The 17,735-nt window shown below is 63.2% G+C and carries 16 protein-coding genes and 1 riboswitch; of the genes, 15 read left to right on the top strand and 1 reads right to left on the bottom strand.

Annotation, left to right across the window (positions count from 1 at the left end; translation table 11 throughout):
• The 15 genes from modA to greB all read left to right on the top strand — a co-directional run.
• The coding region (gene modA / locus ACXWUF_RS05995) for a molybdate ABC transporter substrate-binding protein (protein ID WP_458493761.1) at nucleotides 1–618 on the top strand (618 nt) is incomplete at its 5' end.
• Nucleotides 615–1,028, top strand: a complete 414-nt coding sequence (locus ACXWUF_RS05990; protein WP_458493760.1) for a TOBE domain-containing protein — start codon at nucleotides 615–617, stop codon at nucleotides 1,026–1,028. The genes modA and ACXWUF_RS05990, both read left to right, overlap by 4 nt.
• Nucleotides 1,015–1,689: a molybdate ABC transporter permease subunit gene (gene modB / locus ACXWUF_RS05985; protein WP_458493759.1), complete on the top strand. Its 675-nt coding sequence runs from the start codon at nucleotides 1,015–1,017 to the stop codon at nucleotides 1,687–1,689. Before ACXWUF_RS05990 ends, modB begins: the two co-directional genes overlap by 14 nt.
• Complete coding sequence (locus tag ACXWUF_RS05980) at nucleotides 1,686–2,561, top strand: ABC transporter ATP-binding protein (RefSeq protein ID WP_458493758.1); 876 nt, start codon at nucleotides 1,686–1,688, stop codon at nucleotides 2,559–2,561. Before modB ends, ACXWUF_RS05980 begins: the two co-directional genes overlap by 4 nt.
• 14 nt (nucleotides 2,562–2,575) lie before the next feature.
• Nucleotides 2,576–3,379, top strand: a complete 804-nt coding sequence (locus ACXWUF_RS05975; protein WP_458493757.1) for a TOBE domain-containing protein — start codon at nucleotides 2,576–2,578, stop codon at nucleotides 3,377–3,379.
• Between the two features lie 271 nt (nucleotides 3,380–3,650).
• Nucleotides 3,651–4,220: a type IV pilus modification protein PilV gene (gene pilV, locus ACXWUF_RS05970; protein WP_458493756.1), complete on the top strand. Its 570-nt coding sequence runs from the start codon at nucleotides 3,651–3,653 to the stop codon at nucleotides 4,218–4,220.
• 14 nt (nucleotides 4,221–4,234) lie between these two features.
• Nucleotides 4,235–5,338 (top strand): PilW family protein, encoded by a 1,104-nt coding sequence (locus ACXWUF_RS05965; protein ID WP_458493755.1) that lies wholly within the window; start codon nucleotides 4,235–4,237, stop codon nucleotides 5,336–5,338.
• 8 nt (nucleotides 5,339–5,346) lie between these two features.
• Nucleotides 5,347–5,883, top strand: coding sequence for a pilus assembly PilX family protein (locus ACXWUF_RS05960; RefSeq protein WP_458493754.1), 537 nt, complete (start codon nucleotides 5,347–5,349; stop codon nucleotides 5,881–5,883).
• A gap of 28 nt (nucleotides 5,884–5,911) precedes the next feature.
• A complete protein-coding gene (locus ACXWUF_RS05955; protein WP_458493753.1) occupies nucleotides 5,912–10,423 on the top strand; it encodes a pilus assembly protein in 4,512 nt (1,503 codons plus the stop codon).
• 209 nt (nucleotides 10,424–10,632) lie between these two features.
• Nucleotides 10,633–11,823, top strand: a complete 1,191-nt coding sequence (gene metK, locus ACXWUF_RS05950) for a methionine adenosyltransferase (protein ID WP_458493752.1) — start codon at nucleotides 10,633–10,635, stop codon at nucleotides 11,821–11,823.
• A gap of 57 nt (nucleotides 11,824–11,880) precedes the next feature.
• Nucleotides 11,881–12,354, top strand: a complete 474-nt coding sequence (locus ACXWUF_RS05945; protein WP_458493751.1) for a Uma2 family endonuclease — start codon at nucleotides 11,881–11,883, stop codon at nucleotides 12,352–12,354.
• Nucleotides 12,355–12,364: 10 nt separating this feature from the next.
• A riboswitch (S-adenosyl-L-homocysteine riboswitch) is annotated at nucleotides 12,365–12,441 on the top strand.
• A gap of 83 nt (nucleotides 12,442–12,524) precedes the next feature.
• The gene (gene ahcY, locus ACXWUF_RS05940) at nucleotides 12,525–13,955 is read left to right on the top strand and encodes an adenosylhomocysteinase (RefSeq protein ID WP_458493750.1); all 1,431 of its coding nucleotides are present in this window, start codon (nucleotides 12,525–12,527) and stop codon (nucleotides 13,953–13,955) included.
• A gap of 134 nt (nucleotides 13,956–14,089) precedes the next feature.
• A complete protein-coding gene (metF, locus tag ACXWUF_RS05935) occupies nucleotides 14,090–14,950 on the top strand; it encodes a methylenetetrahydrofolate reductase [NAD(P)H] (RefSeq protein ID WP_458493749.1) in 861 nt (286 codons plus the stop codon).
• A gap of 385 nt (nucleotides 14,951–15,335) precedes the next feature.
• On the top strand, nucleotides 15,336–15,863 hold the full coding sequence (locus ACXWUF_RS05930; RefSeq protein ID WP_458496932.1) for a hypothetical protein: 528 nt from the start codon (nucleotides 15,336–15,338) through the stop codon (nucleotides 15,861–15,863).
• The gene (gene greB, locus ACXWUF_RS05925) at nucleotides 15,830–16,411 is read left to right on the top strand and encodes a transcription elongation factor GreB (protein WP_458493747.1); all 582 of its coding nucleotides are present in this window, start codon (nucleotides 15,830–15,832) and stop codon (nucleotides 16,409–16,411) included. The genes ACXWUF_RS05930 and greB overlap by 34 nt, the downstream gene beginning before the upstream one ends.
• A gap of 104 nt (nucleotides 16,412–16,515) precedes the next feature.
• Here the strand turns inward: greB and metK (ACXWUF_RS05920) are convergent.
• Nucleotides 16,516–17,735 (bottom strand): methionine adenosyltransferase (gene metK, locus ACXWUF_RS05920; protein WP_458493746.1); only part of this gene is annotated, 1,220 nt, incomplete at its 5' end.

The raw sequence follows: 17,735 nt of genomic DNA, 5'->3' as shown, positions 1-17,735 counted from the left end.
CCCGACACGAAGATCGACGTGGTGCTCGGCTCCTCCGGCAAGTTCTACGAACAGATCGTCAACGGCGGGCCGTTCGATCTTTATTTCTCCGCCGACATCGAGTACCCCCGCAAGCTCGAACAGGCCAAGCTCACCGCCTCCGCCATCCAGCCCTACGCCGTGGGCCGCATCGTGCTGTGGAGCGCGACCCTGGACGCCTCGAAGATGACCCTGGACAGCCTCAAGGGAAGCCGCATCCGCCATGTCGCCATCGCCAATCCCAAGCACGCCCCCTACGGCCAGCGTGCCCAGGAGGCGCTGGAAAAAGCCGGCCTGTGGAAAACGCTCGAAAAGAAGCTGGTCTATGGGGAAACCGTCGCCCAGGCGGCCCAGTATGCCGAGAGCGGGGCGGCGGAGGTGGGCATCATCGCGCTGTCGCTGGCCAGCGCCCCGACCCTCGGCGCCAAGGGCGGGCATTACTTGATACCCGACACGCTGCACGCGCCGCTGGAACAGGGCTTTGTGATCCTGTCCCGCGCCGCCGGCAACCCGGAGGCCAAGGCTTTCGCCGATTACGCCGCCAGTCCGTCGGCCCGCGCCATTTTGGCGCGGTACGGCTTCGTCCTGCCGCCCCGATGAACCGGCTGTCCGGCGTCATCGCGGACGTGGCCTGCTCGGGCCATGTGTCCCTGGTGGACGTGGCGGTGGGCGAGGACAAACTCACCGCCGTGGTGGTGGAAACCCCGGCCACCGCGCCCCACCTCCAGCCGGGCCGGCCCATCTGGCTGCTGTTCAAGGAGACCGAGGTGTCCCTGGCCCGCAACCTGGCCGGGGACATCAGCCTGAGCAACCGCCTTCCCGCCACCGTCCACGCCATCCGGCCCGGCCATCTGCTCAGCGAGGTGGAATTGGATTACGCCGGACGGCGGGTGATCTCGGTCATCACCAGCCGCTCGGTCGCCCGGCTCCGCCTCGCGCCCGGCGACCGGGTCGAGGCGTTCGTGAAGGCCAATGAAATGACGCTGATGGTGCCCGATGATGAATCTTGACTGGCAACCCCTGTGGCTGACCCTCAAACTGGCCGCCGTGGTCACGGCCATTCTGGCGGCGGTCGGGATACCGCTCGCCTACCTGTTGGCGTTCGGGCGGTTCCGGGGCAAATCCGCGCTGGAAGCCTTGGTGAGTATGCCCTTGGTGCTGCCGCCCTCGGTGCTGGGCTTCTATCTCTTGATCGCGTTCAGCCCGCGCCATGCGTTCGGGCAGTGGCTCGAAGCCCTGTTCGACATCCGGCTCGCCTTCAGCTTCGAGGGTCTGGTGGTGGCCTCGGTGATCTTCAGCCTGCCCTTCATGGTGCATCCCGTGCAGTCCGGGTTTCAGAGCGTCCCGGCGTCCTTGGTGGAAGCGGCCTACACCCTGGGCAAGTCGCGCCTGACGACGCTGTGGCGCGTGCTGCTGCCCAACATGCGGCCCGCCCTGCTGGCCGGCGGCGTCATCAGCTTCGCCCACACCATCGGCGAGTTCGGGGTGGTGCTGATGATCGGCGGGAGCCTGCCGGGCGAAACGAAGGTCGCGTCCATCGCCATCTACGACGAGGTGGAGGCGCTCAACTACCCCGCCGCCCACTTCTACGCGGGCGTGCTGTTCGCCTTCAGCTTCGTCGTGCTGCTGACGGTCTACGCCATCAACAAGAACCTGATGCGGGCGAGATGATCGAGCTACGCGCCCAACAACCGCTACACACCGCCCACGGCGACCTTCTGCTGGAGGTGGACCTCCGCATCGGGGCCGGGGAATTCGTGACCCTGTTCGGCCAGTCGGGGGTGGGCAAGACCACGCTGCTGCGCATCCTGGCCGGGCTGCTCAAGCCGGCGGCGGGCCGGGTCGCGGCCTTCGGGAACCTCTGGTCCGACAGCGCCAGGGGCATCCACCTGCCGCCCCAGCAACGGCGGGTGGGCTTCGTGTTCCAGGATTACGCCTTGTTCCCCAACATGACGGTGCGCGGCAATCTGGAATTCGCCCTTGAGGCCAAGGCCGACCGCCGCCGGGTGGACGAACTCCTGGACCTGACCGGCCTGACCGCGCTTCAGCACCGCCGCCCGGAAACCCTGTCCGGCGGACAGAAGCAACGGGTGGCGCTGGCGCGGGCGCTCATCCAGCGGCCCAAGCTCCTGCTGCTGGACGAGCCGATGTCGGCCCTGGATTCGGAAACCCGGCTGCGCTTGCAGGATGATCTTCTCCACCTGCACCGGGCCTTCGGCACCACCACCGTGATCGTCAGCCACGACCTGCCCGAAGTCTTCAAGCTGTCCAGCCGCGTCCTGGTCGTCGAACATGGGCGCGTCGTGCGCGATGGCCTCCCCTCGGAGGTGTTCACGGATCGGCGGCTGAGCGGCAAATTCCAGTTCACCGGCATCGTGCTGGCCATCGAACCCAGCGACGTGGTGTTCGCGGTCTCGGTGCTGGTGGGCAACCAGATCGTCAAGGTGATCGCCACCCGCGACGAGATCGCCGGGGTCGGCGTCGGCGGCAAAGTCATGTTGCTGTCCAAAGCCTTCAACCCGATGTTGATTCCTCTCCGTTAACCTGGAATCCCGCCATGAACCCATTCCTAGAACCGAGCTTAGTGGAAGGCGAACTGAAGCTGATCGGTGGCCTCAACGAGAAATTCTTCCGGCTGCTGGACGCCATCGACCGCATCGGCTCCATCAACCGCGCCGCCAAGTCCGTGGGGCTGAGCTATAAGGGCGCCTGGGAGATCATCGAGCGGGCCAACAACCTTTCGCCCCGCGTGCTGGTCGCCACCGCCATCGGCGGGCGGCACGGCGGCGGCACCCAATTGACGCCGGCCGGCAAGGAACTGCTGGGCCTGTTCCAAGAAATGCAGGAAGAACACCGCCGCTTCCTGCAAGGACTCAACCGTCGATTGGCGGACAACCCCGATCTTTTCTACTTGTTCAGGAGACTCATCATGAAAGCCAGCGCACGCAATCAACTGTTCGGTCAAGTCACCGCCGTCCAATCCGGCGCGGTGTATTCGGAGGTGGCCGTCGGACTCAAGGGCGGCGACAGCTTGGTGGCGTCCGTGACCAACGAGTCGGTCACGGCCCTGGGGTTGGCGGCGGGCGTGGAGGTCATCGCGCTCATCAAGGCGCCGCAGGTCATCGTGGTGAAGGATTTCGGCGGCTACCGCCTGTCCGCCCGGAATCAACTGGGCGGCGCCGTGGCCCGCGTCCAAAAAGGCTCGGTGAACGCGGAGGTGGTCATCCAACTGGCGGGGGGCGATTCCATCGCCGCCGGCATCACCAACGAGAGCGTGGACGCCATGGGGCTGAAAGACGGCGACACGGCGACGGCGGTATTCAAGGCCAGTGCGGTCATTTTGGGGGTGACAAGTAAATAATGCCTGGCCCGTCACAGCATTATTTGGCTTGTAATCCATACTTGACTTCCGTGGCAGCGCCCGACCGCCGGTCGGGGTGAGTCTGCCGATTGTCGGTTTCCGCCAACGTCGGCGCCGGGCGCTGCTATAGGTTTATACGCGACAACGCACGTATCGAAACACTTCCGCCCACGACCAGGATTTTTCCGGCACTTGGCCGACCCATTCAAAAATGAAAACTGTTGCCATCGGGATTAGGCGAGCGACGACCCACGCCGATCCGCAAAAAACCATGCTTCATGCCAGCGGAGGCTTCACACTGCTGGAGGTGTTGATCTCGGTTGTGGTGCTTTCCATCGGCCTCTTGGGCTTGGCGGGGCTGCATATGACCGCGCTGCGCAATAACCAGAATTCCTACTTCCGCTCCGTGGCGACCCAGTTGGCCTATGAAATGGCCGACCGGATGCGGGCCAATGTGACGGGGGTCAGCGCTGGCAGCTACGACAAGGCCAACGGCACCAACGACGATTGCGAGGCCGCCGCTTGCACGTCGGCGCAAATGGCCGGGTACGACATCATGCAATGGCGGAACGCTTTGACCAACCAGCTTCCCAACACCAGAACCGCCGACGCCGCTGATCGTTTGCGCACCGGCCTGCCCGGCAGCGCCATGGGCGTGGTCTGCATCGACAGCACCCCGGACGACGGCACGGCGCCCGCCAGTTACGCAAGTCTTGGCTCCGCCGGTTGCGATGGCGTTGGAGACAACCGCCAAGGCCCCTACGCCATCAAGATTTGGTGGGACGACACCCGCAGCGGCGCCCAGGGCCAGCGCTTCGTGATCACGGTGGACTCGCCATGAACCACGCAGTGCCGATGCCTAAAACTCGTGGGACCGTTCGGGGCCAGCGCGGGCTGTCGCTGGTCGAACTCATGGTGGCCATGGTGGCGGGGCTGTTGATTATCGCCGGCGTGGGGCAGCTCTTTGTCGGCAGCAAGCAGACCAATCGGATGGAGGAGCAGCTATCCCGCTTGCAGGAGAACGCCCGGCTGGCGATGAGCATCCTGGTTCATGATCTGCGGCTGGTGGGGAACATGGGCTGCGTATCCCGGTTGGGCGCAACCGGGGAAGGCATGGAGCGGTTGACCGTCATCGCCAATCCCCCGCTCCTCGGGCCGAATGTGGACGAGTTGGTGACGGGCGGCAATGACGCGGCGGGCAACGCCTTCACCAACCCCAGCCCAGCCATTTCCACCGCCGTGGGCAATGGCCGGATTTTGACCAATGTGGTGAACGGGACGGACGCCATCACCATTCAGTTCGCCGAGCCGATCCGGCCGCCTTGCCGGGGCAACCTACAGGCCGGGCTGACGGGCGTCAGCCCGGACCTGTCGATCTATCCGGGCGGCGCGCCGGCCAACTGTGCGCTCGCGCTGGGTCAGCCGGTGCTGGTCTCGGATTGCTCCACGGCCCATGTTTTCAGGGTGTCCAACGATACCACCCGAAATACCACGGTGGGGGGCACTGCAACCGCCAGTCTGGGCAAAACCTACAATGCCGATGGCTCGTCCGAGGTCAGGATATTTAGGGCTTATACCTACTATATCCGCCTTAATGATAGTAATCCGCCCCAGCCCTCCTTATACCGCCTCGATAATAATTCCGCCCTGAGCACGGTCGTGGGTTCGGAGAACCCCGTGGAATTGGTGGAGGGCGTGGAGGACTTGCAGATACTTTATGGCGTCGATACGGACGGCAGCGGCGACAGGGCCACCGACCGATATTTGACCGCCCAGCAAATCGTCGCCGCCGCCATTGCTTGGGGCGATGTAATCAGCGTGAGAATAAATGTCACCGCCCGAACCTTGGAAGACAACGTGGCGAAAACCAAGCGCCATTATGCGGGAACCAATAGTTACGATAATCGCTTGGTGTACGATGCCGTCAATATCGTTACCCTGAGAAACCGTAAGCAATAATCCATCCTATGTGTTTTAAATCGACTCAAACCGGCAGCGCGTTAATTATCAGCCTGATGATTCTGCTGATATTGTCTCTGCTCGGCCTATCCGCGGTGCAGGTCAGCACCGTGGAAGAAAAGATGGCGGGCAACCTGCGCGATGCCAATCTAGCCTTCCAAGCCGCCGAGATCGCCCTGCGGGACGGAGAAAACTTCATGCTCAGCCGAACTCCCGAAGAGTACGCCGCGCTCGACTTCAACTGCACCAACGGCCTGTATCTCACCGGAGACTTTGATTGTAATGGTGCCGACGCCACCCCCATTTGGGACAACGCCAATATGAACTGGAGCGACGATGACCTGGCGGTCCGCTATGTCGGCAGCGGGTTGCCCGAGAAACTGGCACGCACCCCGCCCGCCTATATCATTGAACGGCTTGCCGGGGTGAACAATACCCTGGAAGTGCCGGCGGTGCTGGATACGGGCTATTACCGGATCACGGCCAGGGGCACCGGCGGCAGCGACACCGCCGTGGCCGTGGTGCAGTCCATCTATAAGCGATAACCTCCAACCCACTCAGCGGACGACCGTCATGAACCGCCAATTCAAATCAGGACTGAGCCGTAAAACCCTACTGGCGGCGCTGACTTTTCTAGCGGGTGCCACCGGGACCACCCAGGCTGGCACCATCTCGCAAATCCCGCTATTCCTCACCACGGCGGTGGACGCGAGGGTGATGTTGCTGCTGTCCCGCGACCACCAACTGTCCGTCAAGGCCTATACCGACTACACGGACCTCAGTGGCGACGGCACCATCGACACCACCTACAACGACGCCGTGACCTATTACGGCTATTTCGGCAACAACACTTGCTATACCTACACCAATAACCGCTTCGAGCCAGCGGCGGCGGCCAGCGGGACCAACTCCCATCATTGCAGCAGCAAATGGAGCGGCAACTTCCTGAACTGGGCGACCATGACCCGCATGGACGTGTTGCGCAAGGTGCTGTACGGGGGCTTCCGGCGCTCTGACAGCACCACGGAGACGGTGCTGGAGCGGGCGCTGCTGCCCTTCGACGCCCACGCCTTCGCCAAGGTCTTCAAAACCGCCACCGAGGCGGACATGCTGAAATACACGCCTTATAGCAAAACCGTCCTGAGCTTCTGCAATCTGACCGACGCCAGCGGCGTGAGCGCCACGGTCGATGCCTCGGCCAACCCTCCCCTCCTGCGGGTGGCCTGGGACAACGGACCCGGCACGACCGGCTGGCCGTACTGGTCCGCCAGCGAAAAGCCGGAATGCACCTGGGGCGGTCCAAACACTCATCCCGCCACCTCCAAGCGGCTGTCGCCCTCCGGTGCCGGCGACAACAGCAGCACGGATGGCCTGTACGTGCGGGTCAAGGCGTGCGTGAGTGGCTATGAGGAGGCGAGCTGCGCCAGCTATCCCGGCAGCACCGTCAAGAAGCCCACCGGACTGCTCCAGACCTATGGCATGGCGGGCCGACCCATCCAGTTCGGGCTGATGACCGGCAGCTACAAAAAGAACAAGTCCGGTGGCGTCCTGCGCCGCAACGTCAGCCGCATTTCGGGCAACGCGACGGCCAGCAAGAACGAGGTCAACACCAACACCGGGGTGTTCCTCAACCAGGGGAGCAGCGACGCCGGCATCATCAACACCCTCAACCGGCTGCGGATCGCGAGCTTTGATTACAGCTCGACCTCGGGCGCTTACTATCAGAACGGTTGCGACAAGCCGGTGGTCGCGACGTTCGCCGACGACCAGTGCATAGACTGGGGCAATCCCCTGGGTGAGATGTATCTGGAGGCGATGCGCTATTTCGCGGGCAAAACCACCGCGAATTTCGGCGCCGACGACAGCGCCTATGTCCCTTCGCTGCCCCAGGTCTCCTGGGTCGACCCGACGCCGGCGGCCGAATGGTGCGCCGGGAATTCGGTCGTCACCATTTCCACGGGACTCAATTCCTTCGACGCCGACCAGCTAAGCAATGACCTGAGCATCAACGCGGACAGCCTGGTCAACCTGATGGGGGACGCCTCGCACGAGAACCTCAATGGCGGCACCTACCTCATCGGTGAAAATGGCGCGGACACGGACCAGCTTTGCACCGACAAATCCGTTGACCAATTGTCCCAGGCTTTGGGCATCTGCCCTGAGGTGCCCCATTGGAAGGGCGCATATCATGTCGGGGGGCTGGCCCATTACGCCCATACCCACGACCTTCGCTCGGATCGTTCCGGCACCCAGAGCCTGACCAGCTACGCGATTTCCCTGGCCGAGAGTCTGCCCAAGTTCAATATCCCGGTGGGCAGCGGCACGGTCACGCTGCTGCCGGCCTGCCAAGGCAACGACAATAACGACGCGGGCACCGGCCCGTGGCGGTCCTGCGCCCTGGTGGATGTCGCGGTCGAGTCCCTGAGCTATACCGCCGGCAAGATCAGTTCGGGGAGTCTGGTGGTCAACTGGGACGCTTCCCAGTGGGGTAACGACTACGACATGGACGCCACCGAGCGCCTGCAATTCTGCGTGGGCGCGGCCTGCTCCCCGGCGGTTTCCTCCAACCAGATCAAGGTCACCACCTCGCTTTTCCAAACCGCGATGGGCCGGGCCGTCAGGATCGGCTACACCATCACCGGCACCACGGAGGACGCCGCTTTTTTTCCTGTGAGACGCAATGGCGGCGGCGCGGGCGGCTCGGATTTCACCAGTTATCCGACCACCCCGCCCTGCAACGGCACCGTGCCCTGCCCGCCCACCGGCAGCAAAACCTTCACGCAGGGCACCGCGACGGCCAAGTCGCTGGAGAATCCGCTGTGGTACGCCGCCAAGTACGGCGCCTTCGGCGAGATCGACACGGCGGGCGACGGCGACATCACCAACGACAAGCCCAATCAGCTTGACGAGTGGGACGCGAAGGACGCCAGCGGCAACCGCGACGGCGTGCCCGATGGGTACTTCAAGGCCACCAACCCCGCCAAGCTGGAGCAGGCGCTCGACAACATCTTTGGCGACGTCGCCAAAAAGTCCTCCTCGGCCGCCGCCATCTCCACCAACTCGACGCGCTTGGACACCAACACCATGATTTTCCAAGCCAAGTTCAACAGCGGCGATTGGAGCGGCCACCTGCTGGCCTTCGCATTCGCCAATGGCGCGGTGGGTGCCCAAAAATGGGACGCGGCGGATAGTTTTTCCTCCGCCAGCTTTTCTTACGCCTCGCGCAAGGTCTTCACCTTGAACACCAACCCGAGTCCGCCCACCAAGGGCGTGGCATTCACATGGGACAGCTTGTCGACCGCCCAACAAACCGCACTGAACACGCTGCAAGGCACCAACGACGGCAACGGTCAGGCCCGCCTGAACTATTTGCGCGGTGCCATCACCGGCGAGAAAAGGAAGGGCGGATCATTCCGTAACCGCGAGTACTTGCTGGGCGACATCATCAATTCCGACCCCTGGTTCGTCGGCATGGAGGACTATGGCTATTCCATCCTGCCGGGCGCGGAGGGCAGCAGCTACATCACCTTCCGGCAAAGCGGCAGCTATTTGAGCCGCACCAAGATGATTTACATCGGGGCCAACGATGGCATGTTGCACGGCTTCGACGCCGACCCGGGACATTCTGGCGTCGAGAAGCTGGCCTATGTGCCGAACAGCATCATCGGCGGACTCAGCCTCCTGACCTCGCCGAATTATGACCCAGGTGCCCAGAACCCCATTCAGCATACCTATCTGGTGGATGGCTCGCCCCGCGCCGCCGATGCCTATGTCGACCCGGCGGGCGGCGCCAGCAAGCAATGGCGCACCATTCTGGTGGGCAGCACCGGCGCGGGTGGCCGGAGCGTGTTCGCCCTGGATATCACGAACCCCGGCTCATTCGGCGCCGGCAACGTGTTGTGGGAGTTCAGCAACACCAACGACAGCGACTTGGGCTATACGCTCCCGCAAGCCTCGGTGATCCGCATGAACAACGGAAGCTGGGGGACCATCGTCGGCAACGGTTATAACAGCGACAACGGGCACGCCGTGCTGTTCATCCTGGACGCGGGCACCGGGGCGGTCATCAAAAAGATCGACACCGGCGTAGGCGGCAACCTCGCCATCAGCAAGAACGGCTTGTCCACCCCCGTGGCGGTTGATGTGAACAACGACCGCATCGCGGACTATGTCTACGCGGGCGACTTGGCGGGCAACCTGTGGAAGTTCGACATTTCGAGCGGTTCGGCGAGTGGCTGGGCGATTGCCGGGTCGGCGCCCTTGTTCACCGCCTGCGTGCCAGCGACGCCCGGTTGCGCGGCGGCTTCTAACGCCACCAATGACGCTGCCCGCCAGCCGATCACGGCCAAGCCCCAGGTGGGACGGGTTGGGCCCGATCAAAGCGGCGGCGTCATGGTGTATTTCGGCACCGGCAAATACTTCGAAACCGGCGACAACAGCGTGGGCGGCAGCCCGCAAATGCAGACCTTCTATGGCATCTGGGACAATGGCTCGGCAGTCAGCAGCCGGAGTTCCCTGCAACAACAAACCATCACTTACGAGGGGACTGGCACCAACGCGGCGGGCTATGTGGTGGCGGACAAGATTCGGACCCTGTCGAAAAACGCGGTCTCCTACCCGACCAAGCGTGGCTGGTACCTGGATTTGAAGACACCCAGCGCAACCAACGGGGGTGGCGAGCGCGTGGTCAGCGCCCCCTTGCTGGTGGGGTCGCGGTTGGTGTTCGTGACCCTGATTCCCGACGACAATATGTGCGGCTATGGCGGCACCAGTTGGCTCATGGAGCTGGAGGCCATCAGCGGCCAGAATCTGTCGCAGTCGGCCCTGGACCTCCTGGGTTCGGGCGGCGCCGGACCCGACGGTCATGTGGATAGTAACGATACGGTCAACGGCGGAAACGCGGTTTCCGGCGTGCAATCCCATATCGGCATCATTAAGACGCCGACCATCGTCGGGGATGAGGGTGGGTCGGGTGGGCTGGACAGAAAGGTGGCCGGCGGTACGCGCTCGGATGAGGACAAGACCGTTTGGGGAGAGAGCGCTGATCGCGGGCCGGGGCGGCAATCCTGGGTTCAAATCAGATAAGGCAAAACCAGGGGAAAGGAGGGAGGATTCGCTCCTTTCCCCTGATCTAGCGCCGTTCTCGTCAAAGCGCCCCAGGCCGTTGCGGGCCTTGGGCATACGCATGTCTCACTAATTCTTTTCGTGTATTTGGCCGACACGCCCCGCTCCCCTATAATGTCGCGCTTTTCAAAATCTTCCGCTGGCAATAACCCTCAAGCAAAGGTCGCAACGTGAGCAGCAACTACTTCTTCACCTCCGAATCCGTCTCCGAAGGCCACCCGGACAAGGTCTCCGACCAAATCTCCGACGCCATCCTCGACGCCATCCTGGCCCAAGACAAGCATTCCCGCGTCGCCGCCGAAACCCTCTGCAACACCGGCCTCGTGGTACTCGCGGGCGAAATCACCACCGCCGCCAATGTGGACTACATCAAGGTGGCCCGCGATGTCCTGCAACAGATCGGCTACGACAACACCGACTACGGCATCGACTACAAGGGCTGCGCCGTATTGGTCGCTTACGACAAGCAATCCCCCGACATCGCCCAGGGCGTGAACAAGGCTTACGACGACGACCTCGGCCAAGGCGCGGGCGACCAGGGCTTGATGTTCGGCTACGCCTGCGACGAAACCCCGACCCTGATGCCGCTGCCCATCTACCTCGCTCACCGGATGATGGAGCGCCAAGCTTACCTCCGTCATAGCGGCGTCCTGCCCTGGCTGCGCCCCGACGCCAAGAGCCAAGTCACCGTGCGTTATGTGAACGGCAAGCCCGAATCCATCGACACCCTGGTCCTGTCCACCCAGCACGCCCCGGAAATGTCCGACGGCGACCGCATGAAGAAGGACGCGGTGGACGCCGTGATCGAAGAGATCATCAAGCCGGTGCTGCCCGCCGACATGCTCAAGGGCAACATCAGCTATCTGGTCAACCCGACCGGGCGTTTCGTGGTCGGTGGCCCGCAGGGCGACTGCGGCCTGACCGGGCGCAAGATCATCGTGGACACCTACGGCGGCGCGGCCCCGCACGGCGGCGGCGCGTTCTCCGGCAAGGATCCGTCCAAGGTGGACCGTTCCGCCGCCTACGCCGGTCGTTATGTGGCGAAGAACATCGTCGCCGCTGGCCTCGCCTCGCGCTGCCAAATCCAGGTGTCCTATGCCATCGGCGTCGCCAAGCCGACCAGCGTGATGGTGGAAACCTACGGCACCGGCAAGATTTCCGACGAGAAGATCACCGAGCTGGTCCTGGCCCACTTCGACCTGCGCCCGAAGGGCATCGTCAACATGCTCGACCTGCTGCGGCCTATCTACCAGAAGACCGCCTCCTACGGCCACTTCGGTCGCGAATTGCCGGAGTTCACCTGGGAGAAGACCGACCGCGCCGCGCTGCTGCGGGAAGCCGCTGGCCTGCCGCCGCTGTAAGAAACCGGATGGCCCGTTTCCCCGTTCATGGGGCGGCGGGCGAACGGAGCCACGCTGATGAACTGGGCCGATGTTCTTGCCGACAAGTCCTTGCGGAACCTGCCGTACAAAATCGAACTGGACCGCTACGGGAATATTCTTATGAGTCCGGCCAGCAATAAGCATGGACGCTTGCAAGCCTGGGTGGGCGCTTTCCTGGAGCGGCACTTAGGCGGCGAAGCGCTGACGGAATGTTCGGTGGACACGCCGGAAGGCGTGAAGGTTGCGGATGTCGCTTGGTGTTCGCCGGAATTCCTGGCCCGCCACGGCTATGTAACCCCCTATCCGAAAGCCCCGGAGATTTGCGTCGAGGTCCGTTCGCCCTCCAATTCTTGGGAGGAAATGCGGGCGAAAATCGCGCTCTATCTAGGGCAAGGTGCCCGCGAGGTCTGGATTGTGTTCGAGACCGGCGAGGTGCGCTTCTTCGGTCCCGAAGGCGAGCGGCCCCGTTCTGAATATCCCGTGGACCCGCGTCCCGAACTGAAACACTGACTTTTACCACCGCCCCGAGGAGCGCTGCGACGGCATAGGCCGCCAGGCTCGGGGCCGGTGTTCCGAATCCAACGGCGCTCGATTACACCCACCCTCCGGCCATGGTGTATCGAGCATCGATCCCGTGGCGGAAGGTGACTGCAAGCCCTAAAAAGGAGACGCACGACACCATGAACGCTGTCCTCAAGTCCGAAACCGAAACCTTCAACGACTACATCGTCGCCGACCTGTCCCTGGCCGAGTGGGGCCGCAAGGAAATCAAAATCGCCGAGACCGAAATGCCCGGCCTGATGGCGATCCGCGACGAATTCGCCGCTGGTCAACCCCTCAAGGGTGCCCGCATCACCGGCTCGTTGCACATGACTATCCAGACGGCGGTGCTGATCGAGACCCTCACCGCGTTGGGCGCGGAAGTGCGCTGGGCGTCCTGCAACATCTTCTCCACCCAGGACCACGCCGCCGCCGCCATCGCCGCGCAGGGCATTCCGGTGTTCGCGGTCAAGGGCGAGTCGCTGGAAGAATACTGGGATTACACCCACCGCATCTTCGAATGGGCCGACGGTGGCTATTCCAACATGATCCTGGACGACGGCGGCGATGCGACCCTGTTGCTGCATCTCGGTGCCCGCGCCGAATCCGATGCGTCCGTGCTGGGCAATCCGGGTTCCGAGGAAGAGCGCGTGCTGTTCGCCGCCATCAAGGCCAAGCTGGCAGTTGATTCGACCTGGTACTCCGTGCGCTTGGCTTCCGTGCGCGGCGTCACCGAGGAAACCACCACCGGCGTTCATCGCCTCTATCAGATGCACGCCCGTGGCGAACTGAAATTCCCCGGCATCAACGTCAACGATTCCGTCACCAAGTCCAAGTTCGACAACCTGTACGGCTGCCGCGAATCGCTGGTGGACGGCATCAAGCGGGCCACTGACGTGATGATCGCCGGCAAGGTCGCGCTGATCGCTGGCTATGGCGATGTGGGCAAGGGTTCCGCGCAGGCCATGCGTGCCCTGTCCGCCCAGGTGTGGGTCACGGAAATCGACCCGATCTGCGCCCTGCAAGCCGCGATGGAAGGCTACCGGGTCGTGACCATGGATTACGCCGCCGACAAGGCCGACATCTTCGTCACCTGCACCGGCAACTACCACGTCATCACCCATGAGCACATGGCGAAGATGAAGGACCAGGCCATCGTCTGCAACATCGGCCACTTCGACAACGAAATCGAAGTCGCCGCCATCGAGCAGTACCAATGGGAGGAAATCAAGCCGCAGGTGGATCATGTGATCTTCCCGGACGGCAAGCGCATCATCCTGCTGGCGAAAGGCCGTCTGGTAAATCTGGGTTGTGCGACCGGGCACCCCTCCTACGTGATGTCCTCCAGCTTCGCCAACCAGACGATTGCGCAAATCGAGCTGTGGACCGAGCGCGATTCCGGCAAGTATCCGGTCGGCGTCTACACCCTGCCGAAGCACCTGGACGAGAAGGTCGCCCGCTTGCAGTTGAAGAAGCTGAACGCGCAACTGACCGAGTTGACGGCGGAACAGGCGGCTTATATCGGCGTGTCGGTGGATGGGCCGTATAAGGCGGAGCATTATCGGTATTGATCGGCTCGCAGGTCGGGCATGTACCCATGCCCGGCGCATAAAGATTCGATTTGGATTGTCGGGCATGAGTACATGCCCGACCTACCGGAAATCCTGCTTCGGCAGGATTTCTGCCATTCCGAGGTTAATCCGTCATGCAATCCCAAAAAAAACATCCCCAAGTCTTCAGCCTGGAATTCTTCCCGCCCAAGTCCCCGGAAGCGGAAGTTTCCCTCAAAAAGTGCCTGACCGAACTGGCGCCGATCAAGCCCCGGTTCTGCTCGGTCACGTTCGGCGCGGCGGGTTCGACCCGCGAGAAGACCTTCGAGACCGTCGTGGACATCCAGAACACCTTCGGTTTGGAGGCGTCCCCGCATATTTCCTGCATCGCTTCCACCAGGGAGGGCATCCGCGAGGTGCTGCTGGCCTACAAGAACAACGGCATCCACCGCACCGTCGCGCTGCGGGGCGACATGCCATCGGGGATGATGTCGGCGGGCGAACTGCGCTACGCCAACGAACTGGTGGAATTCATCCGTAGCGAAACCGGCGACCATTTCCACATTGAAGTGGCAGCCTACCCGGAAGTCCACCCGCAAGCACCCAACGCCGAAGCCGACCTCCGCAACTTCAAGCGCAAGGTGGACGCCGGGGCCAACAGCGCCATCACCCAATATTTCTTCAACCCGGAAGCCTATTTCCGTTTCATCGACGATTGCGAGAAGTTGGGGCTAGACCTCCCCATCGTGCCGGGCATCATGCCCATCATCAACTACACCCAGATTTCCCGGTTCTCCGAGATGTGCGGGGCGGACATTCCGCGCTGGATGCGGAAGCGCCTGGAAGTCTTGGGCGACGACCGGGCCGCGATCCGGGCCTTCGGGCTGGAAGTGGTCAGCGACCTGTGCCGCCGTTTGCTGGAACAGGGCGCGCCGGGGCTGCACTTCTACACGCTGAACCAATCGGAGGCGGTGCTGGGGATTTGGCGGAATCTGGGGCTGACCTCGGTGGATTAAACTCGCCTTGAGGGTTTTTCCTACGGGTTATTGTTATTGGTAAGCCGACTCGGTTTTGAAAACCGAGTCGGCTTTTCTGTCTGGCGGCTGGGCTAAAATTTGCGTTATCGCAAGTCCATCCACCTAAGGAGTTGAATCATGTCTCGCTGGAAGGCCGCCGCCATTCATCTCGGCATCAGTCTCTTGATCGTTCTTGTGTTGGGGGCGGCGCTGTCCGCTACTTGGTATCCGCCTGACTACGTCCGCGCCGTCGGAGGTTTGGCGCTGATCGGCATTTTGGCGGGCGTTGATGCCTGCCTGGGGCCACTGCTGACGCTGATTGTCTTCAAGCCGGGCAAGCCGGGCCTGCGCTTCGATTTGTCCGTCATCGCCGCTCTACAGGTCGTTGGCGCTGGGCTATGGCCTGTACACGATTCTTCTGGCGAGGCCGGTGTACGTGGTCTACGCCGTGGATCGTTTCGAAGTGATCCGGGCGGCCGACATCCCCAAGGAAAGCCTGGGCTTGGTGAAACGCGAGGAATTCCGCGGCCTGCCTTTGTTGGGGCCAAGGATCGTCGGCGTGCTACCGCCGGAAGATAGCAAGGAGCGGGAAAAGCTCCTATTCGGCACCATGGGCGGGGGCGCCGACCTCCCGCAGCTTCCGCAGTATTACGTGCCGTATGCTGGCTTGAGGGATACGGTGCTGGCCCACGCCAAGCCCGTGGATGCCCTGATGGCGAAAAGCCCGGCGGCGCGGGACACGCTGACCGCCTATCTGCGGAGCCATGGATGGGATGCCTCGCGGGTGCGGTTCGTGCCGCTCCAATCGAAAAGCCTGGACCAAACCATGTTGGTGGACAGCGTTTCGGCTGAGACCCTGGGTATCGTGGATTTGGACCCGTGGCCGACATCGGCGGCTGCGGCGGGCCATTGATATACTCGCCGCCCCATTCAATCGCGATTCAAGCCATTATGTCCCGCTGGCGTCCCCCCGCCCCCAAGTCCTCCCCGTACATCACCGCCGACGGTGCCCGCCGTCTGGAGGCGGAGTCGAAAGCGCTGTGGGAGCGCCGCGCCGATGTCACCAGGCACCTCGCCGCCGCTGCCGCCGAGGGCGACCGCTCGGAAAACGCCGAGTACATCTATCGCAAGAAGGAACTGCGGGAAATCGACCGGCGCATCCGCTACCTGCAAAAGCGCCTGCCCAACCTCAAGATCATCGGCGACATCCCCAAGGAGCGGGACCGGGTGTTCTTCGGCGCCTGGGTGACGGTGGAGAACGAGGCGGGCGAGGAAAGCACCTACCGCATCGTCGGCGCGGATGAACTCGACATCGGCCAGGGCTGGATCAGTGTGGATTCGCCGATGGCGCGGGCCTTGCTCAAGCGGGTCATCGACGACGAGGTGACGGTAGAGACGCCGGGCGGCGCGGCGCGGTGGCTCATCGTCGCTGTGCGGTATGGGGAAGCGGAAGCGCCTTGATGGCCGCCCCGTCCGTGGGAGCGGTCTTTAGGCCGCGACTTGCAGTAGATCGCGGCCTAAAGACCGCTCCCACGTTTCTTTCATATTCCCCGTGATGAGGCGGATTATTTCAAGGCTTCCGCCTTGTCCGTTTTCTCCCACGGCAATTCCATGAACGACGCGCCAATCTGGCCATGACTAGCCAGTTGGCAATAGAAGCCGTTTTTATGCCGCCGGGGCAGATGGCGCAATTCAAAATCCCGGATGATCGCGCCGACCCGGAAATCAAACAGATTCTCCAACCGCTCGCGGATTTGCTCGTCCGGCACAGTCCCGGTGCCGAAGGTGGACACCTCCACGCCCGCCGGTCCCGCGCCGCCGATGCCATAGCTCAACTGCACCTCGCATTCCTCCGCCAGCCCCGCCGCCACCACGTTCTTGGCGGCGTAGCGGGCGGCGTAGGCGCTGATGCGGTCGATGCGGGACGGGTCTTTGCCGCTCATGGCCGAGCCGCTGTGGCGGGCGTAACCGCCATAGGTCTCGCTGGCGGTCTTGCGGCCCGTCATGCCGGAATGGGCGGCGGGTCCGCTCTTGGGGAAGACGCCCCGGGGATTGACGAAGATTTCCGTGCCCGCGTCCGGGGCGATGGCGCCGCCGACGAACGCGGGGCCAATCACGGCGTTAATCAAGCGGCGGCGGAAATCGGCTAGGTCGGTATCGGCGCCGCTCCGGCAGCCCGCAATCAAGGTGATGCCGTGAACGCGCACCGGCTGGCCGCCTTCGAATTCCACGCCAATCTGGGTGGTGCCATCCGGCGAGAGCTCCGGCACCTTGCCGCTGCGGCGGGCTTCGGTGAGCGCGTGGGCCAGCCGGTTCGCCATGGCGACCGGGAACGGCATGAGTTCCGGCGTCTGGCGGCAGGCGAAGCCGAACTGCGTCACCTGATTGCGGGCCAACACGCCATCCAGTTCCTTGTCGCTCAACTCGGCCTCGTCCGCCGGACAGCGGTTCTCCAAGGGCTGGCTGTTCAAGCTGGTCACGACGGTGCAGGCGGAGGCGTCGAATTCGCTGGCCGGATAGCCGATGGCGGCGATGACCTCCCGCGCCACCGCCGGAATGTCCACCGTGGCTTTCGAGGCGAAGCGGGCGGCGACGAAGATCACGCCCTTGGCGATGGCCGCTTCCGCCACCACGCGGGAGTACGGGTCTTGCTGTAGGAAGCGGTCCAGCACCGCGTCGCTAATCATGTCGGCCAGCCGGTCGGGATGGCCGACGGTGACGGATTCGGAGGTGAACAGGGAATTCTTACGCATGGCTTTGGCCCTCAAGTGGCTTTGTGGGAGCG

Source organism: Methylomagnum sp. (genome assembly GCF_054333355.1).
This window is presented reverse-complemented; position numbering and strand designations above follow the sequence as displayed.

Excerpts from the sequence above, each read along its gene's own strand:
- ACXWUF_RS05990 (WP_458493760.1), top strand. The coding sequence starts at position 615 with ATGAACCGGCTGTCCGGCGTCATCGCGGACGTGGCCTGCTCGGGCCAT.
- modB (WP_458493759.1), top strand. The coding sequence starts at position 1,015 with ATGATGAATCTTGACTGGCAACCCCTGTGGCTGACCCTCAAACTGGCC.
- ACXWUF_RS05980 (WP_458493758.1), top strand. The coding sequence starts at position 1,686 with ATGATCGAGCTACGCGCCCAACAACCGCTACACACCGCCCACGGCGAC.
- ACXWUF_RS05975 (WP_458493757.1), top strand. The coding sequence starts at position 2,576 with ATGAACCCATTCCTAGAACCGAGCTTAGTGGAAGGCGAACTGAAGCTG.
- pilV (WP_458493756.1), top strand. The coding sequence starts at position 3,651 with ATGCTTCATGCCAGCGGAGGCTTCACACTGCTGGAGGTGTTGATCTCG.
- ACXWUF_RS05965 (WP_458493755.1), top strand. The coding sequence starts at position 4,235 with ATGCCTAAAACTCGTGGGACCGTTCGGGGCCAGCGCGGGCTGTCGCTG.
- ACXWUF_RS05960 (WP_458493754.1), top strand. The coding sequence starts at position 5,347 with ATGTGTTTTAAATCGACTCAAACCGGCAGCGCGTTAATTATCAGCCTG.
- ACXWUF_RS05955 (WP_458493753.1), top strand. The coding sequence starts at position 5,912 with ATGAACCGCCAATTCAAATCAGGACTGAGCCGTAAAACCCTACTGGCG.
- ACXWUF_RS05945 (WP_458493751.1), top strand. The coding sequence starts at position 11,881 with ATGAACTGGGCCGATGTTCTTGCCGACAAGTCCTTGCGGAACCTGCCG.
- ahcY (WP_458493750.1), top strand. The coding sequence starts at position 12,525 with ATGAACGCTGTCCTCAAGTCCGAAACCGAAACCTTCAACGACTACATC.
- metF (WP_458493749.1), top strand. The coding sequence starts at position 14,090 with ATGCAATCCCAAAAAAAACATCCCCAAGTCTTCAGCCTGGAATTCTTC.